Consider the following 24,720-nt stretch of genomic DNA (forward strand, 5'->3'; position numbering starts at 1 on the left):
GGCCCGTTCGTCGTGCCACCATCACAGATCCCCTCACCAACAAAATCTGAGGTTTAGCCCTGATCGGGCTAAGCCTTCGATTTTGCAACCTCTCCCACAAGGGGGAGAGGTAAAAAAACCCGCCGGCCTCTCGACCGACGGGTCCATAACTCGGTGTGCGAACCGCCCTCAGCTGCGCGGCTTCAAGTTCTCTGGGTCATACAGCGGTTTATACCCCACCGCTGCAACCTCGACCGGGAAGCTTTCGGCGAAGTATTCCACGTTCAGCTTGCGACCCACCTCACAATACTCCGCCGGCAGATAGGCGAGCGCGATGTTCTTGCCGATGGTCGGGCCGAAGGCGACCGACGTCGTGTAGGAGCGGCGGCCGAGGCTGTCGATCAGGACGTCGCCTGACGCGGGGTCGACGACCGGCATGGAGCCGACGGGGTAGCGCGCGACGCCCTTACTGTCGACATTGTCGGTCATGACGAGCGTGCAGAGCATGGCCGGCTGCTTGTCACGCGCCTTGTATTCGAGATGCTTGGCCTTGCCGCGGAAATCGGCTTCCTTGACCTTCGGGCGGGCAAGATCGGCCTCGATCAGGTTGTACTGGGTCAAGAGATCGGCGTTCTGCAGGCGCAGGCTCTTTTCCATGCGGCGCGAGTTGGCATAGGTCTCGACGCCGAAGGCCATCACACCCGTTGCGCGCAGCGCATCCCAGACGGCGAGGCCGTCTTCGTATTTCATGTGCAGTTCCCAGCCCTGCTCGCCGACATAGGAAATGCGGAAGGCGGTGACATGCTTGCCGGCAATCTCGATCGGCTTGATCGCGGCGAAGGGGAAATTGTCAGGATCGAGACCGGCGGGATCGGCCACGGCCTTTTTCAGCGTGGCGCGGGCATTCGGGCCCCAGATGCCGATGGTGATATACTTCTCCGAGGTGTCGGTGATGGTGACGTTGAGGCCACGATCTTCCGCCACGCGCTTCATATAATAGAGGTCGCGCGGGCCGGCATCGGCGCCGTTCACCAGGCGGCAGCGGTCGGCCATGCGGAAGACGGTGAAGTCGGCGCGCACCATGCCCTCGTCGTCGAGGAAGTGGGTATAGATGCCCTTGCCGATATTCGCGTCGCCGCCGATTTTGGCGGCGCAGAGCCATTCGAGCAGTTCGACATGGTCAGGACCTTCGATGTCGACCATGTGGAAGTGGCTGAGGTTGACGATGCCGCAATCCTCGCTCATCGCCAGATGTTCGGCATTGGAAACGCGCCAGAAGTGTCTGTTATCCCATTCGTTTTCACGAACCGGAACGCGATCGCCATACTTTTCCAGCAGGTGCTCGTTGGCGGCGTAACCATGCGCACGCTCCCAGCCGCCGAGTTCCATGAAATAGCCGCCGAGCTCGACTTCGCGCTCATACATCGGCGAGCGCTTGACATTGCGGCCCGAGGCATAGGGCTCGCGGGTGTGCACGGCCGGGAAATAGATCTTCTGGGCGGCCTCGTAGCAGCGGCCCTCGATGAACTTCTCTTCCAGCTGATGCGGATAGAAACGGGCGTAATCGATCGAGGAATGGTCGATTTCCGTGCGGCCGTCGGTCATCCAGTCGGCAATCAGCTTGCCGTAGCCGGGGCCGTCCTTGACCCAGATGGCGACGCAATACCAGAGGCCGCGGACCTTCTGGCTTTCGCCGCAGGACGGGCCGCCGGCAGCGGACACCTGCAGCAGGCCGTTGAATGAATGGCTTTCGTTATAACCGAGTTCCCCGAGGATCGGGGTGAGCTCCATGGCGCGCTCGAGCGGCTCGAGGATCTGCTCCATGTCGAGATCGCGCTGCGAGGGCGAAAGGCGCGCCTCGTGCTTTTCGAGCAGGTCGCGCGGATGGCACATGCGCGGATTGTGCTGCTCGTAATAGCCCCATTCGATCTGGCCGCCCTCAGTGGTCTTCGGGTCGCCGGTGTCGCGCATATAGGCGGAATTGCCCTGGTCGCGCAGCAGCGGATAGCCGATTTCCTTGCCGGTGCCTTCGAACTCGTTATAAGGACCGAAGAAGGTCAGCGGATGGTCGACGGGCATGACCGGCAGGTCTTCGCCGACCATTTCGGCGATCAGGCGGCCCCACAGACCGGCGCAGACGATGACGTGATCGGCCATGATCGTGCCGCGATGGGTGACGACGCCCTTGATGCGGCCGCCCTCGACGATGAGGGACTTGGCCGGCGTATTGCCGAACATCCTGAGCTTGCCGGACTTTTCAGCGGCATCGACGAGCTTGCCGGCAACGGTCTGGGAGCGCGGGATAACAAGGCCGGCGTCGGGATCGAACATTCCGCCCATGACCTGGTCTTCCTCGATCAGCGGGAAGAGCTGCTTGATTTCGGCGGGCGAGACGTAATGGGCGCGGGTGCCGAAGGCGCGGGCAGAGGAGAGCTTGCGCTTGATCTCTTCCATCCAGGTGTCGTCGCCGGTGCGGGCGACTTCCAACCCGCCGATACGGGCGTAGTGGCCCATCTTCTCGTAGAAATCGATCGAATACTGGGTGGTCCAGACCGAGAGATAGTCGTGGGACGTGGTGTAGCAGAAGTCAGACGCATGCGCCGTGGAGCCGATGTCGGTCGGGATGCCCGACTTGTCGATGCCGACGATGTCGTCCCAGCCGCGCTCGATCAAATGATGGGCGATGGAGGCGCCGACGATGCCGCCGAGCCCGATGATGACGACTTTTGCCTTGGACGGAAACTCTGCCATGGTCTTCTCGATACCCCGATGTCTGGGAGTGGATGATGTGGCGCCGATCTTAAAAGCCCGGCGTGGGCATTTGCAGCCTGTCTGCGACATTCTGCAAGAGACCCACGACCACTGTCCACGCCCCGATCCGCCCGATCGCGCCGGGAGCCTGGGTGGAAGTGTCGCATCGAGAACGAGAAAGGGCGCCGGCAATGGCCGACGCCCTGATCTGTCAACGGTTGCGCGTCTCAGTCAGACGCGGATGACGCCGTTATCCTCGCCGTCCCAATACTGGATGGTGTCGGCATGGACCTTGATCAGCACGATGCCGGGCGTGTCGATGCCCTCGGGGAACCAGCGATCGAGATCCTTGGTCCAGTGGGCCTCGAAAACGGATTTGTCGGCAATCAGGCTGGCCCGACCTTCAACGGCGACGAAGATGCCCGGCTTGCCGAGTAGGCTGGGCGGTGCGGTGAAGGTGAGCGACACGGTCGGGTCGGCGGTCAGCTCGCGGACCTTGCGGGTGTCGGTATATGAGAAGAAGTAGCTGTCGCCGTCGTAGTCGACCTCGCCATTGTTGCTCATCGGGCGGCTGGCAATGGCGCCGAATTCCGATTTGGTGATCATCATGCAGAAATCGATCTTCTGCATTTTCTTGGCGAATTCGGGAAGCGTGAGTGTCATGGGAGGTCTCCGGCTGGGGTGTCCGAGACAAGCGCCGGGGCTCGGATTTGTTCCGGGCGATGGAGAGGCTCGGCGTGGCATTGGCGCGACGGGGCGGATGAAGCGGTGGATCGCCATTTTGCCGCCTATCTTCAGCCTCAGTTGGATCAATCTTTGCCGATAGGCGTTGTTCCATGCTGCCTGAGAAGCCGAAAACGGCCATCCCGCACCTGGCAGCCGAACATGGAAGGAGAATCGCCATGAAAAAACTGCTCACTCTGAGCCTCGCCGCCCTGCCCGTTCTGACCTCGGCCGGCATCACCGCCGCCGCCGACATGACCGCCGCAGCGCCTGCTCCCGCCGTGATCGAAAGTGACCGCGTTGGCGGTGTCCGCATCGGTTATCTGGATTGCCAGATCGGCGGTGGCTTCGGCTACGTCCTCGGCTCTGCCAAGACGGCCGACTGCGCCTTTACCTCCGTCATCGACGGTGAGCCGCTCGACACCTATTCCGGCTCGATCAAGAAGTTCGGCGTCGACCTCGGCTTCACGACCCGTAGCCGCGTGATCTGGGCCGTATTTGCCCCGACCGCCGGTTACCACAAGGGCTCGCTCGGCGGCCTTTATGGTGGCGCAACCGCAGAAGCGACCGTCGGCGCCGGCGTTGGTGCCAATGTCCTCTTCGGCGGCACCTCCGGTTCGATCCATCTGCAGCCGGTCAGCGTGTCCGGCCAGATCGGCCTGAACATCGCGGCAACCGGCACGTCGATGACGCTGCAGCCGTCGATCTGATCGGAAAGACTTGATCGAATAAGAAAAGGCGCCTCGCAAGGGGCGCCTTTTTCTGTTGCACCATCAGGCGCTTTCCAGCACCCGCTGGCGGATCTGTTCGGCCACGGCGGGATCGACCGGTGTATAGATTATCAGGTTCAGATCGACGCGGCCATCGACGGCGAAGGAGGAAAACTCCAAATCGATGGTGCCGAAGACCGGATGCACCAGCCGCTTTTGCCCCTCGCCCGGCACGCTGATCTCGTTGTCGTTCCAGATCCGGCGGAAATCCGCGCTTGTTTCGCTGAGCTCCTCCACCAGGGCACCGATCTGCGACACCGCCCCGGCACGCGCGGCATCGGCCCGGAAGGCGGCGATGGAAAAGCGGGCGATCGTCTCCCAGTCATGCTGCTTGGCGCGCACCTCCGGATTGCAGAAGACGAAGCGCAGCATGTTGCGCTCGCCGGGCGGCAGCTTGCCATAGTCGGAGAGGACGAGCGTGGCAGCCCGGTTCCAGGCAACCACCTCCCAGGTGGCGGTCTTGATGACGGCAGGACAGGTCTCCAGCCGGTCGATGAAGCGCTGTAACCGCGGGCTGACACCATCGACCGAGGTGTAGCGCGCCTCGGGCGGACGGCCGAGCCCCAGCATGAACATGTGCTCCCGCTCGGCCTCGGTCAGCAGCATGGCACGCGCGATGCGGTTCAGCACGTCGGCGGAGGGCGCACCGCCGCGGCCCTGTTCGAGCCAGGTATACCAGGTCGGGCTGATATTGGCGCGCTGCGCCACCTCCTCGCGCCGAAGCCCGGGCGTGCGCCGCCGGCCGGCAAGGCCGAAGGTGGCGGGGTCAAGGCGCGTGCGGCGATCTCTGAGGAAGGTGGCGAGTGTGGTGGTGGCCATGAGCGGGTCGCGATCCGGGAAGCAATTATACCATGATAAAGTCACTTCTTTAACAGGATAACAGATCTGGCATTGCTTGTCGCGACACAACTGCAAAGGACAAGCACATGCGTATCTTCGTCACCGGCGCGACCGGCTTCATCGGCTCGGCCGTCATCCCCGAACTCCAGGCCGCCGGCCATCAGGTTATCGGCCTCACCCGTTCTGCCGAGGGTGCCGACAAACTCAGAGCCCAAGGGGTCGAAGTGCATCACGGCACGCTCGAGGACCCCGAGACCCTGACGCGCGGCGCGGAAAAGGCCGATGCTGTCATCCACCTCGCCTTCGACCATGACTTCTCGGATTTCCCCGACAATTGCCGGAAGGATGCGGTAGCGATCGCGGCGCTCGGCGCAGCGCTGAAGGGATCCGACCGCCCGCTTCTGATCACCTCGGCCGTGGGAATGGGCACCCCTGCCCCCGGCGAGATGGCCCGGGAAGATGTGCTGAACCTCGAGCAGCGCAATCCGCGCACGGCCTCCGAGCGCGCCGGACAGGATCTGCTGCATGAGGGCGTCAACGTCACGGCGATCCGCCTGTCGCAGATCCATGACACGCGGCGCCAGGGCCTCGTCAGCTACCTCATCGACATCGCCCGCGCCAAGGGAGAGGCCGTCTATGTCGGCGACGGAGAGGCTCGCTGGTCGGCCTGCCATATCGACGATGCCGCCCGCCTCTATCGCCTGGCGGCGGAGAAGGCGACGCCCGGCGCGCGCTATAATGCGGTGGATGAAGAAGGCATCCGCATCCGCGACATCACCCAAGCCATCGGCGAGAGCCTCAAGCTGCCGGTGAGATCCATCGCGGCCGCTGCGGCCGGCGAAGAACTCGGGGCGATGGCGCATTTCGCTGTTCTCGACATGAAGGCATCATCGGCATGGACACGCGCAGAGCTGGGCTGGACCGCATCGGGGCCTTCGCTGCTCGACGACCTCGCGGCCATGCGCCACAGCTGACCCCTCATGCGGCGCTTACGTGCCGCAAAAGGTCCGCGTGACCCGCTGATCCGGCGTCGGCGGGACACGCAGATCTGCCGTCTCGGGATCCTCGACATAAGGCGTGGCAAGCGCGTCTACGAGGCGATGGAAAAAGGAGTAGTCGCCGTAGATTGCTGCGGCGATGGCCTCTTCGATCCTGTGGTTGCGGGCGATCAGTGCCGGATTGACCGCTTCCATCGCAGCCTGCCGCTCGGCGGGTGTCCGATCGTCGCCGATACGGGCACGCCAGCGAGTGAGCCAGTCGGACAGACCGGGCGGCGGCACCTGGAAGAGATCGATCAGTGTCTCGACCGCAGCACCGCCGGCAACCTTGGAGAGGGTGCGGAAGGTGAGGGTAAAATCCGCCTCGCCCTGATGCATGAGCTCCAGAAAATCGCTCACCAACTGCCGGTCGTCGGCGCCCTCCCCGCTGACGCCGAGCTTGGCCTTGAAGAGATCGAGCCAGGCCTCCTGGAAGACATCGCCGAAGGCCTTCAGCACGCCGTTGGCCGCTTCGATCGCCTTTTCTTCCGCCTCGTCGAGCAGCGGCAGCAGGCATTCCGCAAGCCGCGCGATATTCCACTGACCGATGCCGGGCTGGTTGGCATAGGCATAGCGGCCGCGCTGGTCGATCGATGAGAAGACCTTGCGCGGATCATATTCATCGAGGAAGGCGCAGGGGCCGAAATCAATGGTTTCGCCTGAGATCGCCATGTTGTCGGTGTTCATCACGCCATGGATGAAGCCGATCGAGAGCCAGCGGGCAATCAGCCGCGCCTGCCGTTCGGCAACCGCTGTGAGCATGGCGAGATAAGGGTTCGTCGCGTTGCGGGCCTCCGGGTAGTGCCGGTCGATGACATGATCGGCAAGTGTCTTCACCGCCTCTTCGTCGCCCTGGGCGGCAAAGAATTGAAATGTGCCGACACGGATATGGCTCGACGCGACACGGGTGAAGACGGCACCCGGCAGCATGGTCTCGCGCACCACCTGTTCACCGGTCTCGACGGCCGCGAGCGCCCGCGTCGCCGGCACGCCGAGCGCGGCGAAGGCTTCAGAGACGATATATTCGCGCAGAACCGGCCCAAGGGCCGCCATGCCATCGCCATTGCGGGAGAAGGCTGTCGGGCCGGAGCCTTTGAGCTGGATGTCCCGGCGCCGCCCCTCCCGATCGATGACCTCCCCGAGCAGAAGCGCACGGCCATCGCCGAGCTGCGGATTGAAATGTCCGAACTGGTGGCCGGCATAGGCCTGCGCCAAGGGTTCGGCACCGACCGGGATCACCTGTCCACCGAAGACCTGGGCGAGCCGCGCCTCATCCGCATCGGCCACATCAAGGCCGAGCTCATCGGCCAGGTCCTTGTTGAAGCGGATCAGCTTCGGCGCGGAGGCGGCAGCGGGTCTCGCCGGCCGGTGGAAGGTCTGCGGCAGGCGGGCATAGCTATTGTCGAAGGAAAACAAGATGGCACTCCTGGTCCGCGGCGGGGCGGACATGTCTTGGGCTTTTCTCTGATATGGGACCCACCCGGTCACGAGACAAGCCGAACCTGGGTTCAGACCGGCGGTTCCGCCGCTGCCTTTTCCTGTCGCTCCGCGGCGCTTGCGACCTTAGGCAGGTCGGGCGCATCGAGACCGCTGAACGGATCTCCCCAGCCGCGCAATGCCTCCAGCTGACGATACCACGCGGCAACAGCGGGGTAGTCGCCAAGCGGCAGGCCGGCCACGTCGTTATAGGGCAGAAAGCTCGCCATGCGGAAATCGGCATAGGAGAGGCCGCTCTCGAGCAGGAAGGGCCGGCCCGACAGCTCCTTCTCCAGGATGGCAGCCGACTGCCGGAAGGCCCCAAGCCCCTCTATGACCTTCGCCTGATCGACAGGTCCGATGCCGTACCGTTGCTTGGTGCCGAATTCGAAATGCACCATGTCGCAGGCGCTGACGAAATTCGCCTTGCCCCAGCTCAGCCAGCGGATCATGTCCGGCTCGTCCTCGTCGTCTGTCCGCCAGAAATTCTCACCGGAGAGCCGCGAAAGGCGGCAGGCGATGGCATCCGCCTCCCAAAGGCTGCGCCGCCCCTGCTCTTCCAGGATCGGGATGGAGAGGCTCGGATTGAGGTGCCGGTAGCGCTCCGTCTCGCTTGGCGAAAAAGGCGCGGCGAAGACGAAGTCGACCGGTGATCCCAGGTGGCGCGCCACGGCCACGGCAAGCCGGGGATTGGGATTGCGACTGTAATGCAGCTTCATGACGACCCTCCCACGTCCGCCTGCCGGAAACAGGGCGACGACGCTGGCAGAGCCTAGCAGATGTGCGCCCCTTCAATCCACGCTCCCCGCATCCAAGGAAAGCGCAGAGTAACTGTCACGCATCTTCGGATCGAAGCAAACGATTGTCACCGCGGCTCCCTCTCTTCTCCATGGCGATGGTCCGCGCGGCGGGCGCGGATCGCCGCGGCGATGAAGTTGCGCGACAGGCCATGATAGAGCGGTTCTGGCGACAGGAGGCGGGAGGTGACGTATCCGATCATTGAAACCGCCATGATCGGCAGGATGGCATGGTCGTTGCCGGTCATTTCGATGATGATGACGAAGGCCGTCATCGGGGCCTGCACGACACCGGCGAAATAGCCGGCCATGCCGAGTACGGCGCCGAGCGCGACGCTGGTGCCCATGACCTGCCCGATGGTGCTGCCGAAGCCTGCTCCGATCGACAGCGACGGCGCGAAGATGCCACCGGGAATGCCCGAAATCATCGACAGGAAGCTGGCGAGGAATTTCTCGATGAAGAAGATCATGGAGGTGGGCTCGCCGGCCAGCGCCCCGCGCGCCTGCTCATAGCTGGTGCCGAAGGTCGTGCCGCCGGAGATGACGCCGATGAAGGCCACGCCGAGCCCGCAGGCGCCGGCAAACAGCACCATGCGCTTGACCGGCGCCGGCTGTGCCCAGCGGCGGATCCGTATGCCGAGATGCAGCGCCAAACCGCTGAACACCGCCCCCAACGCGCCGCCCCCGATGCCGCAGACCGGCACGAGCGCCCAGTCGCGCACCGAGACGGGAATGGCGGATGTGGAGCCGAAATAATGATAGCTGCCGGCAAGGCCGAGCGCGGCCAGCCCCGACAGGATGACGGCCGTCAGCACGATGCCGTTGGCGCGGCTTTCATAGGCGCGGCTCATTTCCTCGATGGCAAAGACGATGCCGGCAAGCGGCGTGTTGAAGGCAGCCGCAATGCCCGCAGCCGAGCCCGCAAGGATCAGCCCCCGCGCCTGCGCCATGCCGCCGAAGCGCGCAGCCGCCAGCATGAAGGAGGCGCCGACCTGCACCGTCGGCCCCTCGCGCCCGATGGAGGCGCCAGTAAACAGGCCAAGCGTGGTGAGCGCGATCTTGCCGAAGGCGACCTTGAGCGACAAAAGCCGCGACCGGTCCTCGTTGTCGTTCAGGTGACGGGCGGCAATCGCCTGGGGTATGCCGCTGCCTTGGGAGTTCGGAAAATAGGTGATGGCGAGCCAGGCGCAGGCAATGAAGCCGAGCGGCGTGACCAGGAGAGGCAGCAGGAATGTCCACTCGCCGGCCATGGTCGCGTGATGAAAGGTCTCCTGCGCGAAATCGGCCATCCAGGCAAAGCCGACGCTGGTGACGCCAATGGCGAGCGCCCCGGTCCAGAACACCAGCCGCGGGCGCCAGAGCCCGAGCGAACCCCGAAAGACCCGCGACCGCCGGACGAGCTTCGACTTGCTGTAGGATTTTTGCATTCTCTCCACCGGTGCCAATCCGATTGCGGCGGGTTATCGACCCCGAGACTTCGAGAATCAAGTCGCAAGCCGTGCTTTTGCCCGAGACCGGCCCTGCGGCCCGGTGATCACGAGCACAGTTTTGGACGGAGGAATTGCGCTGAAGACACGCGTGGCCTGCTTGCGAGAGCGCCGCACGGCAGTCTAGGATCAATCACCAAATTTCCGAGGAAAGCCATGCGAATTCAAAGCGCCCTCACCGCCGTCCTGATCCTTGGCGGCAGCCTTCTTGCCGGCTGCACGACGACCGAAGACGCCAATCGGGCGCTGCAGTCCCGCTGGATCGGACAGCCGGTGGAACGCTTTTTTGCCGCCTATGGACCACCGATCAGCGAATATCCGCTGTCGACGGGCAAGATCTACACCTGGCGCGGCGGCGACAAGACCCGCTACATTCCGCCGACCTATTCGAGCCCCGAGCCGGCGCGCACGATCGTTCGCACGCAAACCAGGACCGATGGCGCCGGCAAGACGGTGGTGACCCAGACCCGCGTGGTGACCCGCGATCCCTTCTGGGAACCCGAGATGATCAGCCCGCCGCAATACCAGCAGCTCTTCTGCGAGCTGCAGATCAACACCGACACAGCCGGTGTCATCGCAACAATCAGGGCGAGCAACGACACCGACGGCGACGGCTTCAGCCTGTCACGCTGCGCGGAAGTGCTGGGTGTGGAGAAATAGGGCTACGGTCATAGCGTCAATAAGGAATGATGGACGCTTGAGGCGTTGAGGGCCGGCGGGAAATGGTCTCCCCCGCCGCGTAAATGCCGGCGCAAATCTGTGCCCTGAGAGCCTCAATTGACGGAAGCGACCTCGGCGACCGGTGCGCGGTCATCCTGGGAAGCCTGCGGCAGAAGGGCGTCACAGGAGCCCTTGTGGCCGGTCAATTCCTTGACGAGATCATAGGTCGCATCCGCCAGCGTCCAGCGCACGGCAGCCTGCAGACCTTCCTGCGACTTGCTGCCGATCTTGATGTCGAACAGCTCGTCGGAGAAGAAGCGGAACACCGACGCGAAGACCTCGCGCCCGACCGCCTGCTTCGAATAGGACTTGGCCATGAGAATGCGCGTGGACTTCGTGTCGGTGACGCGGATGTCGACGGCCGCCGTGACGGCGAACCGACGGGCACCGCCGCCGCCGCCACCCACGGTTGCTTCGAGACCACCGGAATAGGTGTTGAAATCGAGCTGGGTGATCACACCATCGATGACATAATCGGAGCCGCGCAAGGCACCCTTGACGAGCGGGCGGAATGGCAGACTTTCATCGCCGACGACGACATTGCCGCCGTCGCCCAGGATCTGCTCACGGGCACGGGCAATTTCCCATTCCGGAACGGCTGTATTCGACCGATTGACCTGCTTCACACCGGCCTTTTGCAGAAGCGAAACCATCATGCCGGCGCTGTCACGCGGCAGATAATTGCCTGTTTCCTCAGAGGAATAGCGGCCGGTCTGGTCCGTGATGACATGAACTGCAAACATCCGCGGATAGCGCTGAACTTCAGGTTGCTTGCTCAGGCATTCCAGCGCGGCATCAACCGGCGTGCGCGTTGCGATGGGAACCGGTCCCAGGAACGGCTCCTTCGGAGCCTTCTCGGCGGTCTGCGATTGGCAGGCGGCGAGCAACAACACGGGAGCGAGCAGCAGGCTGCGGAATTTTCCAGATGTCATGCCTCAGACCTCAATTGTTCAAGATCGAGTTGTTGCTGTCTGTCTGGGTGATCGTCTGCGCACCCGAATTGGTCTGGGTGACCGTGACCGTGTTGCCGGAGCCATTAATGTTGATCGTCGTTGCGTTACCGGTCTGCTGCGTGCCCAGTCCAGAGCCGGATCCGACGCCGGTGGCCGGGAATTCGCCCTGCAGTTCCAGCCGGGTCCGCTCGAGATTGAGCAGCACCTGACGCTCGTTGGCGGACCGGAACTGATAGGGGCGATCTTCACCGAGACCATTTGCAAAAGCGACTGAAGGGAACACCCCGGCCATCATGACGATGCAGATGAAGTTTCGAGCAACGATCATAATACCCCCTCAAAATCCATGAGCTTTTGGCGCATTTTCCACCCTTAGATGACCATGGGATAGCACTAAAGCCCACCTGGCACAGCGGAAATCTACTGTAAAAACAAACGAAGCGAGAAGACGCGCAGAGCTCGTTGCCGAAAGACAACACCTATACACAACAACGGCGATACAAATCGCGAGACTGGACAATAGAGAAGGGATGACGCAAGAATCCGGGAACGACAAGTGAATGTATAGGCTCATTACATGCGCGGATTTCTATCTTTGACACTTGCCATAAGCCTGGGCGCATCGGCGGCATACGCAGAGACGAACACGGTCGAAGACTTCGTGCGGGCCATGGTCGAACTGAAGCGGGCCGGCGCAACCTGCGAGACATTTGTCCAGGGCTCGCCGCTGACGGTCATGTCCGGAATCGACGCTTATTTCCTGGCGCTGAAACAGCCTGTTCCCAACAGCATCGACCAACGGGCGAAGGACAGCATCGGCAAACTGATCAAGCAGCATGCCGCCTATATCTGCTCGACGAAACTCGTGAAGGCGCAGAACAATTACATCCGGGCGGCGGCCACTTATATGGAAAGCAAGCCGGCAGAATGGCCGGACGCGCCGTGGATCGACTTCCCGCAATGGTGTCAGGATCCGGCCTGCGCGGAATACTGAAACTGAAATCTGTATGAGACTGGAAACGCGAGCTCGCCCGCTGTGCGGGCATGTGCTCACCGATCGATGACGACAGCGTTGCCGGTCTGCGAGACAGTGCCGGCATTGGCACCCTGGACCGTCTGTCCGTAATCGGTGGCCTGAAGCACGTCGACGATCTTGGTCGACCCGTCATCGGCTGGCGCCTTCAACACGATCATGTTGACGAAGTTGTTCGAGTTCTGCGTGATGTTCGGCGAGGTGATCTCGGTCAGGCCTTCGAGCGTCACCACCTGCACCTTGTTGTTGACGATCTGCTCCCCATTGCTGGAGGTCTGCTTCAGATAGCCGATGTTCTCAGCCTCGATATAGTTGGCGATGTTCGTGCCGTTCTGGCTGATCGAACCCCAGCGCGCACCGTCCTTCAAGGTCACCACATTGTTGATGATCTGATCGCCGGAGAAGTCACGGACGACCTCGTCGACGTCGCGGGCGACAATGATATTGCCGAGATTGGTGCCCTCCTGCACGATCGCCCCCTCGCCACCGGCCCCGGTCACCACGACACGGTTGTCGATCAACTGCTTGGCCTGCTTAGTGAAGTTCTGCGAGCTCAGGGCCACCGACTGCTCGGAATAGACGAGGTTCATCGTATTGGCGCCGGTCTGACGCAGCGTGCCCGGCAGATCGGGCAGGACAAGATTGTTCTTGGCATGTTGCACGGAGCCGTCGGCGAAATACTGCTCGACATTGCCGATGTCGCCGCCGATGACCGCGTTACCGGTATTCGCGGCGTCCTGCTCGATGCTCTCGAGCGCCGAGACGGCATTCAGCACGATATCGTTGATGGAGAACTGCTTGCCGTCGAAATCCTGCCGCACGCTGTCCAGAGAGCGGTCGTCGACATCGACGACATTGCCGGCATTGGCCGCGTTCTGCCGCGCGGACTTGGCGACGGACACATTCTTCCAGCCGAGCGACTGAACGGCGTCCTGTCGACCATTGAGAATCTGTACGATCTGGGCCGAGTCGAGGACCTCATGCGACGGCGTCAGGTCAAGCGACTCCGCGGTCGAAAAACCGGGGGAGACGACCAGAACCGCGCATGTGACGGCCAAGGAGACTCGATAACTCCGGGGCATAAGACATCTAACCGTGGCTCGTCATGAGCCAGGCCTCCCAACATTCAGCAAAAGAGAGAAGAGGCCAGGCTGATGAAACAGCCTGGCCAAGCTCCAGTTAGTTCAGGTCGCCGACGGAGTTGGCAACGTTGGTTGCGCTCTGGACCACCTTGTCAACCATGCCGTTGGCATCGATCAGGTTGGATGCGTTCTGCGAGACATACGCCACCTGGTCGAGTTCCAGATCTCCACCGATGGTGCCGATCGAGACCAGGTTGGCAGCGTTGACGGCCGTCTGGTTGAGGTCCCAGACCTCGGAGTAACCGCTGACGGAATCCGCTACGTTCTCTGCTTTCTGGTCGACGTCGGAGTACTGGGACAGGGTCTTGCTGATGACTGCAGCGGAGACGCTGTTGATGACGTTTGTCGCGTCCTGCGTTGCCGGGATCAAAACGCCTGCCAGTGTCGTGGCATTGCCGTCGATCTTGTATTTGAACTTGATCGTGTTGAGCGCATCCTGGTCGCCGTATGCGACCTGGTAGACCTCACCCAGACCGACTTTTTCGGACGAGATGAGGTTTGCGGCATTCACAGCCTCCTGGGAACATCCTCAACAATGTTGCCGACCTCGATCTTGTTCTCGGCATACTGGTCGACACGAACTTCCTGTTCAACATCGTCGAGCATCTTGTTGATGTTGCTGGCAACATCCTCAACGTCGATTTCGCCGAGCGAAATGGAGTTTGCCACGTTGGTCGCGCTCTGCTTGACCGTGTGCAGATCAGCCGTGTCAAACCATCCGGTGTAGATCTTGTTCAGCGCGGTCTGATCACCCTTCGACTTCTGCGAGATGTCATCGATCACGCCGCCGTCGACTTCAAGCGTCACCAGATTGGCGGCGTTCACTGCCGTCTGACCGATGTTCTTGCCGAAATCGAGCTCCTCGATCTTGTTCATCGAGAACTGGTCGCCGTAAGAGCGCTGCTTGATCTTTTCCAGCTGCTCAGCTTCACCCAGTGCGGCACCATCCGTGACTTCGCCGATGGAAATCGAGTTTGCGACGTTGGTCGCATCCTGCGTGACGTCTTCGACGGTCAGACTATAGTATTTGTAGGATTGAATTTTGTTTTCTGCCGTCTGACCGACCTTCGAGGTCTGATAGACGGCTGTCAGATCGCCGGCATTGACCTTGGATACGAGGTTGGCCGCATTGACGGCCTCCTGGCCGGTGATGGTGACCTTCTTGGCATCATCGATCTTGTTCAAGGCCTCCTGGACGCCCATGGCGAACTGACCGATGTCCGCGTCGATGCTTGTCGCATACGCCGAAGCGGACGTCATCAGCGCCAATACTGATGCTGCGATAACGCTTTTCATGTTCTCTCTCCTCTGTATTACCCATCGCCCCGATTTCAATCCGTACTCAACCACCTCAGACAGAGATTAGGCCGTACAAGACAACAGAGCTTCCCTATTCGCCAGACTATTCTGGAGAATTCTTGCATAACCAAGTATGTCAGATCAGACGTAGGCCCTCCCCACGCCGAAGCACAGCCAGCATCAACTGACTGCGCGAATCTCTTACGGTTGCAATCGCCAGAACACGAAACAATACATCTATTTATTTATATAGACGCATCGCAATACTAACGAGATGCACACACTTCGACCTGATGAATACAAACACCCCGCACTTGCTTCGTCAATACTGAATTAACAGAAAATTAGTGATGATTAATGACAGGATTTTTACGATAGATTTCCGTTGCGAATCAGCGATTTGGGCATCGGTCGTTGCACCGGCGACTGAATGTTCCGCTAAAACTCCCCAAATTTGGCCTGGCGAGCTTCGCTGGAATCGACTTTTCGGCGCTCTCCAGCGGTTCGCGCCGCAACCGGTCGTGAAGTATTCCGCGGCTTTACTGTCGGTCCTGCGCAAGCCCCTGACGCAGACGCCAACATCTCATCCCCGGCATTCGACATAGGTTCGGGCATCCTTTGTCGTGGACATCCGCGAATGGGTTACGCTAGGCTGAGCAATGGTTTAAGGGGACGATCGGCGGGACCGAATTCCGGCCGCCATGAGTCGACCAAATAGAGGGACGAAAAAGACATGTTGAAGCGCCTTTCATTCACTGCTGCCTTGATGACGCTGGCCGCAAGCCCGGCCTTTGCCCATCTCGATCCGGAAACCCATGGCTCCCTGATGGCCGGCATCTCCCACCCGCTTTTCGGCGCCGACCACATCCTGGCCATGGTCGCCGTGGGTATCTGGGCAAGCCAGATCGGTGGCCGCGCCCTGTGGGCCGTTCCGGCTGCCTTTGTCACGATGATGGCCGTGGGCTTTGGCCTCGCCGTCGCAGGTGTCGAGCTGCCCTTCGTCGAGCCGGCAATCCTTGCTTCCGTCATCGGTCTCGGCCTGCTGGTGGCGGCTGCCGTCCGTCTTCCGGTTGCCGCGTCTGCTGCTGTCGTTGGTCTCTTCGCCCTGTTCCACGGCCACGCCCATGGCGGTGAGCTCGGTGCGGCCGGCGCCCTCCAGTTCGGCCTCGGCTTCCTGATCGCAACAGCAGCCCTGCATGGCGCAGGCGTTGCCCTCGGCCTCGGCGTCACCCGCCTTGGTCCGGCCGTCGCCCGCATTCTCGGCCTTGCCACCGTCGTCGGTGGCGCCGCGATCGCCTTCGGCTGATCGCAAACACCGGACGGCGCAACCGCCATAATCATGAGCCGCCGCGAGGCCCGGTTATAACCGGAACCCTCGCGGCGGCTTTGTCGTTTCAGGTCGTCAGCAGAACAGCGTTCGGGAAGGTGGCGTGGGGTGAATTGAGTAATTTTTTCTCAACTGCCCAAATTTTTCGCGTTTTTCTCTCACTCCAACTCTCTCGTGATCTGCGATGAAGACGCTCCCAAGACGAGGCCCGCCCCTGGGCCGACCGCATGAAAGGAATACCCATGAGCTGGCTCAAGACACTGGCTGCCGCTGCAGCCCTCCAGACGCTCGTTCTCGCCCCCGCAATCGCCGGTGAAAACCTCGACCAGATCAAGTCCGCCGGCGTCATCAAAATCGGCACCGAAGGCACCTATGCCCCCTTCACCTATCATGATGCCGACAACAAGCTCGTCGGCTTCGATGTCGAGATCGGTCAGGCCGTGGCCGAGAAGCTCGGCGTCAAGGCAGAGTTCGTCGAAGGCAAATGGGACGGCCTGATCGCCGGCCTCGATGCCAACCGCTACGATGCCGTGATCAACCAGGTCGGCATCACCGAGGCGCGCAAGCAAAAGTATGACTTCTCCGATCCTTACATCGTGTCCAAGGCGGTTCTGGTGGTCAAGGACGGCAATGAGGACATCAAGAGCTTCGAGGATCTGAAGGGCAAGAAGTCGGCCCAGTCGCTCTCCAGCAACTTCGGCAAGATCGCCGAGGAAGCAGGCGCAGAACTCGTCGGTACCGACGGCTTCGACCAGTCGATCCAGCTCGTCCTCACCGGCCGCGCCGATGCGACGATCAACGACAGCCTTTCCTTCCTCGACTTCAAGAAGCAGAAGCCCGATGCCCCGGTGAAGATCGCCGCTGAAAAGGCCGAGGCCGACGCCTCGGGCATTATCGTGCGCAAGGGCGATCCGGAGCTGGTCGCGGCCATCAACCAGGCGCTTGCCGACATCAAGGCTGACGGCACCTACCAGACGATCGCCGACAAGTATTTCGGCCAGGACGTTTCGAAGTAACAGACAAAAACACCCCTCCCCAACCCCTCCCCACGAGGGGGAGGGGCTTTCCGCGAATGCCTCGCCTAGTGATAGTGTGAGGCTCTGCCGCGTGCAGTCTCCCCCCTTGTGGGGGAGATGGCCGGCAGGCCAGAGGGGGTCTTTGTCACCCACCTGCAAGTGAGAGAACATCCCAATGCCGCACTGGCTCGACCTGATGCTGACTTCGCTGCCGACGCTCCTCTGGGCCGGCGTGAAGTTCACCATTCCGCTGACTCTTCTCTCCTTCGCCTTCGGGCTTGCGCTTGGCCTGATCACGGCGGTGACGCGGCTGTTCGGGCCAACCCCGCTGGTTCTGATTGCCCGCTTCTATGTCTGGGTGATCCGCGGCACGCCGCTTCTCGTGCAGCTCTTTGTCATCTTCTACGGCCTGCCGAGCATCGGCATCCTGCTTGACGCCTTCCCGGCCGCCCTGATCGGCTTCACGCTGAACATCGGCGCCTACTCCTCCGAGATCGTGCGTGCGGCCATTGCCTCGGTGCCCAAGGGCCAGTGGGAGGCCGCCTATTCGACCGGCATGACCTGGGGCCAGGCCATGCGCCGGACGATCCTGCCGCAGGCGGCTCGGGTGGCAGTCCCGCCTTTGTCGAACACCTTCATCTCGCTGGTGAAGGACACGTCGCTCGCGGCAGCCATCACGGTGCCGGAGCTCTTCCAGTCGGCCCAGCGCATCGTCGCCACAACCTATGAGCCGCTGATCCTTTATATCGAAGCCGCCCTGATCTATCTCGCTCTGAGTTCGGTGCTTTCCAATCTGCAGGCCCGGCTCGAGCTGCGTTTCAGCCGCTATGGCGGCATGCTGGAGGCCAACCGATGATTACGCTGTCCAACATCGTCAAGCGCTTCGGCGAGGCGACGATCCTCAACGACATCTCGCTGAGCTTCCCGGAAGGCAGCGTCACCGCACTCGTCGGCCCCTCGGGCGGCGGCAAGAGCACGCTTCTGCGCTCGATCAACCTGCTGGAACTGCCGAACTCGGGCGCAGTCCAGATCGGCGACACCAGGGTGGAGTTCTCCCCCGGCCGCAAGGTGCCCTTCTCTGAGGTCCAGAAGATCCGCTGCCAGACCGGCATGGTCTTCCAGAACTTTCAGCTCTTTCCCCATCGCACGGCGATCGAGAATGTCATGGAAGGCCTGATCACCGTGCAGAAGTGGTCGCGCGATAAGGCCAGAGCCCGTGCCGCAGAACTGCTCGACAAGGTCGGCATGGCACACAAGGAAGATGCCTGGCCGGCAAACCTCTCCGGCGGTCAGCAGCAGCGCGTGGCAATTGCACGCGCGCTCGCGCCCTCGCCCAAGGTTCTGCTCTGCGACGAGCCGACATCGGCGCTCGATCCGGAGCTTGCGGGCGAAGTGGTCGATGTGCTCGGCCAGCTTGCCTCGGAAGGCACGACCATGGTGATGGCCACGCATGACCTGCGTCTCGCCTCGAAGATCGCCAATCAGGTGGTCTTTCTGGAAGCCGGCCAGGTGGTGGAGACCGGCAGCGCCGACGAGATCTTCCGCACGCCGCAGCGCGATCGCACCCGGCGTTTCGTCTCCTCGATCAGTGCCGCACAGACGGTTTAGTGGCGCCAGCGGCGAGCAGCGCGGCTCACGGAACCTGCAGCAGTTCCTAAAGGTCGGGATCGGTCACGAAGGGCATGATGTCGACGCCGTCTCCGGGAAAGACGGTGATATGCGGGTGATCCTGGAACAGCCGGGCGGCAGCCTCTGCCGTCGGCGCTTCCACGATGAGATAGCCGCAGATCGGATTGGACGCGGCGGCGATACCGTCACGCGTCACCCGCGTGGTCTTGCCCACCATGCCGCCGCGATTGAGGATATGCGCGGCATTGCGCTCCTCCCATTCGACCCATTTCGGAATACCTTCGGCATCGATGGCATCCTGCTCGGCCTTGGACAGGTTGCGAAAGCGCGCGAAATCCTCGGCTTTCATCGTGTAGACGGCGAGAAACTTCGGCATGCAGCACCCCTGGTTGTTGTTGATCATCTGGGAAACTAGGGCAGCGGAGGAGCGAAGTCACCCGCGGCCGGGTCATTACCCGCGGCCGCGATAGGTTGCCACCCCCTGATCCGGCAGCCAGACGCCCTTTGGCGGCTCGCCGGTCTGCCAGAAGACGTCGATCGGGATGCCGCCCCGCGGATACCAATAGGCACCGATCCTGAGCCATTTGGGATCGAGCAGCTCGACGATCCGCTTGGCGATATAGACCGAGCAATCCTCGTGGAAGGCGCCGTGATTGCGGAAGGAAAAGAGGAAGAGCTTCAAGGACTTCGATTCCACCAGCCAGTCGCCCGGAATGTAGTCGATGACGATATGGGCGAAATCCGGCTGGCCGGTCATCGGGCAGAGCGAGGTGAATTCGGGCGCGGTGAAACGCACGACATAGTCCGTGCCGGCATTGCCGTTCGGCACACGCTCCATCACGGCGGTTTCCGGGCTGGTGGGGGCTTCCACGCTCTGGCCGAGCTGGGTGAGCCCGGAGGTATCGGTCTTGCTCATGATCTGTTCCTTAGAGTTCAACGGCCAAGCTCGACGCCGGCGCCATGCGCCATCTCGTTTTCGGGCTCGACATGGATGGTGACGCGGGTGCCGGGCACTGCCTTGTGCACGGCCATTTCCAGCCGGTCGCAGATGACATGGGCGTCCCTGACGGTCATCTTGGAGGGAACCACCAGATCGAAAGCTACGAAGGTGGCGGCCCCGGCGCGCCGCGAGCGCAGATAATGCACGCCGAGCGAGCCTTCGGAGTTTTCCTTGATCGCTTCGCGGATGGCCTCCGCCTCGTCCGGCGAGACCGCGACATCCATCAGGCCGGCGACCGACTGGGCGATCACCTTCCAGCCCTGCCAGATGATGTTGAGCGCCACGAGGATGGCGAGGATCGGATCGAGGATCGCATAGCCGGTGGCGAGCACCAGAACGAGGCCGATGATCACGCCGACGGAGGTCACCACGTCGGACATGATGTGCTGGCCATCGGCCGAGAGCGCCGGCGAGCGATGGCTGCGCCCGACGCGGATCAGGAGCGTTGCCCAGGCGGCATTGATCACCGCGGCGGCGCCATTGATCGCCAGCCCGAGGAAAGGCGCATCCGGCAGCGTCGGGGCCTGCAGCGCCGGGATCGCCTCGCGGATGATCAGGAGCGCCGCGACCACGATCAGCACACCTTCGAGAACGGCGGAAAGATACTCCGCCTTGTGGTGGCCGTAAGGATGGTCGTCATCGGCCGGCTTCTGTGCATAGCGAATCACGAAATAGGCAAGGAAGGCGGCGATCACGTTGACGGTCGATTCCAGGCCGTCGGAGAGCAGCGCGACGGAGCCGGTGACCCACCAGGCAAGCAGTTTCAGCCCCATGACCCCGAAGGCAAGCGGTATGCCCCAGAACGCGATGCGCCGGACGAGCGTATTGTCTTCAGCCACCATGGCCTCTTCCCTGCAGATGCGAGTGAATTGCAGACGCAATTCCAAAAACGACAAAACCGCCCGGCAAGAGCGGGCGGTTCGGTTGGATGGGAGGGTAATGCCGAAGGGTTGAGGAAAGGTCAAGGCTGGAGGTGGGGGATGCACAGCGGGCTGCGTTGCCTTTTATAACGCGACGCGTTATACCTAGCCATGATCCAGAGTTTCGCAGATGCCGAAACCGAGCGCATCTGGTCCGGCCAGCGAAGCCGAAAGCTTCCGCCGGATATACAGGCTGTGGCACTCAGGAAGCTTCGCTTGATGAACAGTGCTCGCCAGCTGACTGACCTGCGCGTACCGCCTGGAAATCGGCTGGAAGCTTTGAAGGGTAATGGGCTCGGGCAGCACAGTATCCGGATCAACGACCAGTGGCGCATCTGCTTTACCTGGAATGATGGAGGACCAAGCGATGTCGGGATCGTCGACTACCATGACTGACCTCATACCCAATCCCCATCCGGGCGACATCCTGCTCGAAGATTTTCTGAAGCCGATGGGACTGAGCCAGAATGCTCTGGCTCGGGCGCTCCATGTCCCGCCCCGCAGGATCAATGAGATCGTGCTCGGCAAGCGGTCGCTGACCGCCGATACCGACCTGCGTCTCTCACGCTACTTCGGCGTGTCGGAGGGCTTTTTTCTCGGCCTGCAGGCTGATTACGATCTGATGCAGCGGCGGCGGGAGATCGAGGACGAGTTGAAGCGGATTGAGCCTAGGGCGGCGTGAATGCCACACTAAATAATGCGGCACGAGAACCTCAAAATATCAGATAGTGGAACACTGTGCCGTTCTGACGGATACCGGCATATTTCCCGGATTCGCGATCGCGCAGAGTCCCAGTCTCATCCACATAGGTATTTGCTTCCAGAAACTCGTCTAGCCCCCGCGTATCGAACCGATCAATGCTGCCACGCTCGGACCCATCCTGATTGTACATGACCGTGCGCGTCAGTGTGGAAGTAACACCTCGTCTTGAAAGGTCAACCGTTTGCAGAGTGCCTTGGTTGATTGCCTCCAGATAGGCTCTAGCTCGAACCCCCTCAATCCCCGGTTCCCGGGCCTTTTCCATGGTGGCTTCAAGGTCTCGGCGCGCATAATCGGATTCAGAGATCGTGCGGCCTTCACCAACCTTCGTATATGAGTAGGTGCCATCCGCATTGTCGGTCCTGACTGCACCGTCCATGGTAAACATGCCAATCGAGGAACTCATGCTGCTGGCGATTTCGATAATCTTGCCAATGGCGTCGCCAGCCTTGAAGACATCGTCGGTATAGCCAGTCGCAGTCGTCGCTCCAGGATTTGCAGATGCCGGGACTTCCGCCACCCCGCCCTGAGATCTGAACAGCACGGCAATCGAGCTGGCACTGAGCGAAGACACGGGAGTAAACATAAGGTGCACCCATAAATCGCGAAACCGCCGGCATGGCGCTTCATTGTATTCCGGCCTCATGCCTACAAAACAGTAGGATTAAGAAACTAATAATTCGTTATTTTGAAATCCATAGTAGATATTCGCGATTTGCCGCAACCAAGAGCAGGTTCGGTATTCAAATCGCAAATCAGGTAAGCGCGGCCATGTTCAGCCGCGCCCCCTATCCATTTCCTCAAGCCGCCTTCACCTTCGCGCGTTTCGCCAGATGCGCCACCACGTTCTCGATCATCCGCATGCCAGCGTCGCCGCCGAGCGTCATGATCGATTCCGGGTGGAACTGGACGGCAGCGACCGGTTCCTTGGCGTGTTCGATGCCCATGATCGTGCCGTCTTCGCTTTCGGCCGTGATCATGAACTCGCGCGGCAGCGACGAGGGATCGGCGAAGATCGAGTGGTAGCGGCCGACGGTGACTTCGCGGCCCAGCCCCGAGAAGACAAGGCCCGGTTCGAGCACGCGGATGCGCGACGGCTTGCCATGCATGGGAACGGCGAGCTGGCGCAGTTCCCCGCCATAGGCTTCGGCCAGCGCCTGCAGGCCGAGGCAGACGCCGAAGATCGGCAGTTCGCGCGCGCGCGCCTTCTTGATCGTCGCCTTGCAGTCGAAATCCGTCGGCGAGCCCGGACCGGGCGACAGGACGACGAGGTCGGGATTGAGGCGATCGAAGATCTCTTCCGGCACCGGCGTGCGAACCGTGTTCACGGTGGCACCCGTCTGGCGGAAATAGTTGGCGAGCGTGTGGACGAAACTGTCCTCATGGTCGACGAGCAGGATGTTGACCCCCTCGCCCACGCGCGCCACACCGCGCTTGGAAGACGCATCATTGCCGCTCTTGGCATCACGGATCGCTGCAATCATGGCGGAGGCCTTCAGTTCGGTTTCGGCTTCTTCTTCCTGCGGGTCGCTGTCATTCAGAAGCGTCGCACCGGCGCGCACTTCCGCAATGCCGTCCTTGATACGGACTGTGCGAAGCGTCAAACCGGTGTTCATGTCGCCGTTGAAGCCGACCATGCCGATGGCGCCGCCATACCAGGCGCGCGGGCTCTTCTCATGCGCCTCGATGAAACGCATGGCCCAGAGTTTCGGTGCGCCTGTCACGGTGACCGCCCATGCATGGCTGAGGAAGCCGTCGAAGGCGTCCATGCCGTCACGCAGGCGACCTTCGATGTGGTCGACGGTGTGGATGAGGCGCGAATACATCTCGATCTGACGGCGGCCGATGACCTTGACGGAGCCCGGCTCGCAGACGCGGCTCTTGTCGTTGCGGTCGACGTCGGAGCACATGGTGAGCTCGCTCTCGTCCTTTTTGGAGTTGAGGAGCTTCAGAATCTGGGCCGAATCCTCGATCGGATCGGCACCGCGGCGGATCGTGCCGGAGATCGGGCAGGTCTCGATGCGCCGGCCATTGACCCGCACGAACATCTCCGGCGATGCGCCGACGAGATATTCCTGGTTGCCGAGATTGATGAAGAAGGAATAGGGCGAGGGATTGATTTCCTTCAGCCGCTTGGAGATCTGCGACGGCTTCGAATCGCAGCGCTCCATGAACTTCTGCCCCGGCACGACTTCGAAAAGATCACCCTTGCGGAAGCTCTCCTTGGCCTTGGTGACGAGTTCGGCATATTCGCCCGGGCGATGATCGCCGCGCGGCGGGATGGTGTCCGTATGCTGGAAGGGTTCGGGCGCAATCTCTTCCGCCTGACCGATCGTGGTCAGGTCACCCTTGGTGAAGTCGTAACGGTCGATCCAGGCCTTGGCGGAATAGTGGTCGACGACGAGGATCTCGTCCGGCAGGAAGAGCACCATGTCACGCTGATCGTCGGGGCGGACAAGCTTCAGATCGATCGCGTCGAACTGGAAGGCGAGATCATAGCCGAAGGCGCCGAAAAGGCCGATGGCGCTGTCTTCCTCGGAGTAGAAGAGCTCGGTGACGGCACGCAGCACGGTAAACACCGTCGGCATCTTGGAGCGTTCTTCCTCGGTGAAGACGCGCGACGGCGGCTTGACGTCGAGATCGAGCCGGGTGGCCGTGCGGGCGCCGAGCGCCAGATCCTCGACGGTCGCAAGCTTGTTCGCGATCATCGACAGCAGCGCTTCTCCGCGGCCGTTATAGGCCTCGATCCAGACCTTGCGGCCGAAGGAGGATATGCCAAGCGGCGGATCGACGATGGCCGTGTCCCAGCGGGTATAGCGGCCCGGATATTCGTAGTTCGACGAGAAGACCGCGCCGCGCCGTTCGTCGAGCTTGTCGACATAGGTGGAGATGGCATCGCCATAAGGCGTCGGCCGGCGCTTGCGCGTGACGGTCACACCGCCGCGCGTCTGATAGGCTTCCGAGCCGTCTTCCTGCAAAATCGTCGACATATCTGTCCTTCTCCACTCTTCAGGGCCCGTCTCCTGCAGGCCTTGAATACGAAAAAGCCGCCTCAGGAGTG

Annotated in this window: 26 protein-coding genes; 10 read left to right on the top strand and 16 right to left on the bottom strand. The window is 61.8% G+C overall.

The window, feature by feature from the left end; all coding sequences use genetic code 11:
- Window positions 1–168 precede the first annotated feature (168 nt).
- A complete protein-coding gene (locus FAA86_RS12930; protein WP_136541157.1) occupies window positions 169–2,730 on the bottom strand; it encodes a GcvT family protein in 2,562 nt (853 codons plus the stop codon).
- 231 nt (window positions 2,731–2,961) lie between these two features.
- Window positions 2,962–3,393, bottom strand: coding sequence for a pyridoxamine 5'-phosphate oxidase family protein (locus FAA86_RS12935; protein ID WP_136541159.1), 432 nt, complete (start codon window positions 3,391–3,393; stop codon window positions 2,962–2,964).
- A 239-nt stretch (window positions 3,394–3,632) separates the two neighbouring features.
- Here FAA86_RS12935 and FAA86_RS12940 point away from each other — a divergent pair, with 239 nt between their 5' ends.
- On the top strand, window positions 3,633–4,163 hold the full coding sequence (locus tag FAA86_RS12940; protein ID WP_113461832.1) for a DUF992 domain-containing protein: 531 nt from the start codon (window positions 3,633–3,635) through the stop codon (window positions 4,161–4,163).
- Window positions 4,164–4,226: 63 nt separating this feature from the next.
- Here FAA86_RS12940 and FAA86_RS12945 read toward each other — a convergent pair whose 3' ends face one another.
- Window positions 4,227–5,042, bottom strand: a complete 816-nt coding sequence (locus tag FAA86_RS12945) for a helix-turn-helix transcriptional regulator (protein ID WP_136541161.1) — start codon at window positions 5,040–5,042, stop codon at window positions 4,227–4,229.
- A 107-nt stretch (window positions 5,043–5,149) separates the two neighbouring features.
- Between FAA86_RS12945 and FAA86_RS12950 the strand changes: the two genes are divergently transcribed.
- Entirely contained in the window at window positions 5,150–6,037 is an 888-nt protein-coding gene (locus FAA86_RS12950; protein ID WP_136541163.1) for an SDR family oxidoreductase, read from the top strand.
- 15 nt (window positions 6,038–6,052) lie between these two features.
- On the opposite strand, the gene FAA86_RS12955 is transcribed toward FAA86_RS12950, so the two are convergent.
- From FAA86_RS12955 to FAA86_RS12965, 3 genes are all read right to left on the bottom strand, one after another.
- Window positions 6,053–7,516, bottom strand: coding sequence for a protein adenylyltransferase SelO (locus FAA86_RS12955; RefSeq protein ID WP_136541165.1), 1,464 nt, complete (start codon window positions 7,514–7,516; stop codon window positions 6,053–6,055).
- 92 nt (window positions 7,517–7,608) lie between these two features.
- Window positions 7,609–8,295 carry a glutathione S-transferase family protein gene (locus FAA86_RS12960; protein WP_136541167.1) on the bottom strand — a complete coding sequence of 229 codons (687 nt, stop codon included), beginning with the start codon at window positions 8,293–8,295 and terminating at the stop codon, window positions 7,609–7,611.
- Window positions 8,296–8,441: 146 nt separating this feature from the next.
- Window positions 8,442–9,800: a chloride channel protein gene (locus FAA86_RS12965; protein ID WP_136541169.1), complete on the bottom strand. Its 1,359-nt coding sequence runs from the start codon at window positions 9,798–9,800 to the stop codon at window positions 8,442–8,444.
- 216 nt (window positions 9,801–10,016) lie between these two features.
- Between FAA86_RS12965 and FAA86_RS12970 the strand changes: the two genes are divergently transcribed.
- Complete coding sequence (locus tag FAA86_RS12970; RefSeq protein ID WP_136541171.1) at window positions 10,017–10,520, top strand: hypothetical protein; 504 nt, start codon at window positions 10,017–10,019, stop codon at window positions 10,518–10,520.
- Window positions 10,521–10,633: 113 nt separating this feature from the next.
- Here the strand turns inward: FAA86_RS12970 and FAA86_RS12975 are convergent, their stop codons facing one another.
- Both FAA86_RS12975 and FAA86_RS12980 read right to left on the bottom strand, forming a co-directional pair.
- The gene (locus FAA86_RS12975) at window positions 10,634–11,512 is read right to left on the bottom strand and encodes a CsgG/HfaB family protein (RefSeq protein ID WP_136541173.1); all 879 of its coding nucleotides are present in this window, start codon (window positions 11,510–11,512) and stop codon (window positions 10,634–10,636) included.
- A 10-nt stretch (window positions 11,513–11,522) separates the two neighbouring features.
- Window positions 11,523–11,861, bottom strand: coding sequence for a hypothetical protein (locus tag FAA86_RS12980; protein WP_136541175.1), 339 nt, complete (start codon window positions 11,859–11,861; stop codon window positions 11,523–11,525).
- 342 nt (window positions 11,862–12,203) lie between these two features.
- Here FAA86_RS12980 and FAA86_RS12985 point away from each other — a divergent pair, with 342 nt between their 5' ends.
- A complete protein-coding gene (locus FAA86_RS12985) occupies window positions 12,204–12,527 on the top strand; it encodes a hypothetical protein (RefSeq protein ID WP_167494972.1) in 324 nt (107 codons plus the stop codon).
- A gap of 56 nt (window positions 12,528–12,583) precedes the next feature.
- On the opposite strand, the gene FAA86_RS12990 is transcribed toward FAA86_RS12985, so the two are convergent.
- The 3 genes from FAA86_RS12990 to FAA86_RS13000 all read right to left on the bottom strand — a co-directional run bounded on the left by FAA86_RS12990 (window position 12,584) and on the right by FAA86_RS13000 (window position 15,004).
- Window positions 12,584–13,624 carry a hypothetical protein gene (locus FAA86_RS12990; RefSeq protein ID WP_136541179.1) on the bottom strand — a complete coding sequence of 347 codons (1,041 nt, stop codon included), beginning with the start codon at window positions 13,622–13,624 and terminating at the stop codon, window positions 12,584–12,586.
- 121 nt (window positions 13,625–13,745) lie between these two features.
- Complete coding sequence (locus FAA86_RS12995) at window positions 13,746–14,219, bottom strand: hypothetical protein (protein ID WP_136541181.1); 474 nt, start codon at window positions 14,217–14,219, stop codon at window positions 13,746–13,748.
- Window positions 14,216–15,004 carry a hypothetical protein gene (locus tag FAA86_RS13000; RefSeq protein ID WP_136541183.1) on the bottom strand — a complete coding sequence of 263 codons (789 nt, stop codon included), beginning with the start codon at window positions 15,002–15,004 and terminating at the stop codon, window positions 14,216–14,218. Before FAA86_RS13000 ends, FAA86_RS12995 begins: the two co-directional genes overlap by 4 nt.
- Before the next feature lie 736 nt (window positions 15,005–15,740).
- Here FAA86_RS13000 and FAA86_RS13005 point away from each other — a divergent pair.
- The 4 genes from FAA86_RS13005 to FAA86_RS13020 all read left to right on the top strand — a co-directional run bounded on the left by FAA86_RS13005 (window position 15,741) and on the right by FAA86_RS13020 (window position 18,958).
- A complete protein-coding gene (locus tag FAA86_RS13005; protein ID WP_136541185.1) occupies window positions 15,741–16,313 on the top strand; it encodes a HupE/UreJ family protein in 573 nt (190 codons plus the stop codon).
- Between the two features lie 263 nt (window positions 16,314–16,576).
- The gene (locus FAA86_RS13010) at window positions 16,577–17,350 is read left to right on the top strand and encodes an amino acid ABC transporter substrate-binding protein (protein WP_136541187.1); all 774 of its coding nucleotides are present in this window, start codon (window positions 16,577–16,579) and stop codon (window positions 17,348–17,350) included.
- Window positions 17,351–17,525: 175 nt separating this feature from the next.
- The gene (locus FAA86_RS13015) at window positions 17,526–18,206 is read left to right on the top strand and encodes an amino acid ABC transporter permease (protein ID WP_136541189.1); all 681 of its coding nucleotides are present in this window, start codon (window positions 17,526–17,528) and stop codon (window positions 18,204–18,206) included.
- Window positions 18,203–18,958, top strand: a complete 756-nt coding sequence (locus FAA86_RS13020; protein ID WP_136541191.1) for an amino acid ABC transporter ATP-binding protein — start codon at window positions 18,203–18,205, stop codon at window positions 18,956–18,958. Before FAA86_RS13015 ends, FAA86_RS13020 begins: the two co-directional genes overlap by 4 nt.
- A 46-nt stretch (window positions 18,959–19,004) precedes the next feature.
- Here the strand turns inward: FAA86_RS13020 and FAA86_RS13025 are convergent, their stop codons facing one another.
- The 3 genes from FAA86_RS13025 to FAA86_RS13035 form a co-directional block, all read right to left on the bottom strand.
- A complete protein-coding gene (locus FAA86_RS13025; protein ID WP_113462456.1) occupies window positions 19,005–19,355 on the bottom strand; it encodes a hypothetical protein in 351 nt (116 codons plus the stop codon).
- A 75-nt stretch (window positions 19,356–19,430) separates the two neighbouring features.
- On the bottom strand, window positions 19,431–19,895 hold the full coding sequence (gene queF / locus FAA86_RS13030) for a preQ(1) synthase (RefSeq protein WP_113462455.1): 465 nt from the start codon (window positions 19,893–19,895) through the stop codon (window positions 19,431–19,433).
- A 17-nt stretch (window positions 19,896–19,912) separates the two neighbouring features.
- Window positions 19,913–20,821: a cation diffusion facilitator family transporter gene (locus FAA86_RS13035; protein ID WP_136541193.1), complete on the bottom strand. Its 909-nt coding sequence runs from the start codon at window positions 20,819–20,821 to the stop codon at window positions 19,913–19,915.
- A 189-nt stretch (window positions 20,822–21,010) separates the two neighbouring features.
- On the opposite strand from FAA86_RS13035, the gene FAA86_RS13040 reads away from it, so the two are divergent.
- Complete coding sequence (locus FAA86_RS13040) at window positions 21,011–21,295, top strand: type II toxin-antitoxin system RelE/ParE family toxin (RefSeq protein ID WP_136541195.1); 285 nt, start codon at window positions 21,011–21,013, stop codon at window positions 21,293–21,295.
- Window positions 21,267–21,581: a HigA family addiction module antitoxin gene (locus FAA86_RS13045; protein ID WP_136541197.1), complete on the top strand. Its 315-nt coding sequence runs from the start codon at window positions 21,267–21,269 to the stop codon at window positions 21,579–21,581. Before FAA86_RS13040 ends, FAA86_RS13045 begins: the two co-directional genes overlap by 29 nt.
- Window positions 21,582–21,612: 31 nt before the next feature.
- On the opposite strand, the gene FAA86_RS13050 is transcribed toward FAA86_RS13045, so the two are convergent.
- Both FAA86_RS13050 and FAA86_RS13055 read right to left on the bottom strand, forming a co-directional pair.
- Window positions 21,613–22,245, bottom strand: coding sequence for a hypothetical protein (locus FAA86_RS13050; protein ID WP_136541199.1), 633 nt, complete (start codon window positions 22,243–22,245; stop codon window positions 21,613–21,615).
- A gap of 214 nt (window positions 22,246–22,459) precedes the next feature.
- Complete coding sequence (locus FAA86_RS13055; protein ID WP_136541201.1) at window positions 22,460–24,649, bottom strand: anthranilate synthase; 2,190 nt, start codon at window positions 24,647–24,649, stop codon at window positions 22,460–22,462.
- Between the last annotated feature and the right edge of the window lie 71 nt (window positions 24,650–24,720).

The sequence above is a fragment of the Rhizobium rosettiformans W3 genome (genome assembly GCF_004912135.1).
GTDB lineage: Bacteria > Pseudomonadota > Alphaproteobacteria > Rhizobiales > Rhizobiaceae > Allorhizobium > Allorhizobium rosettiformans.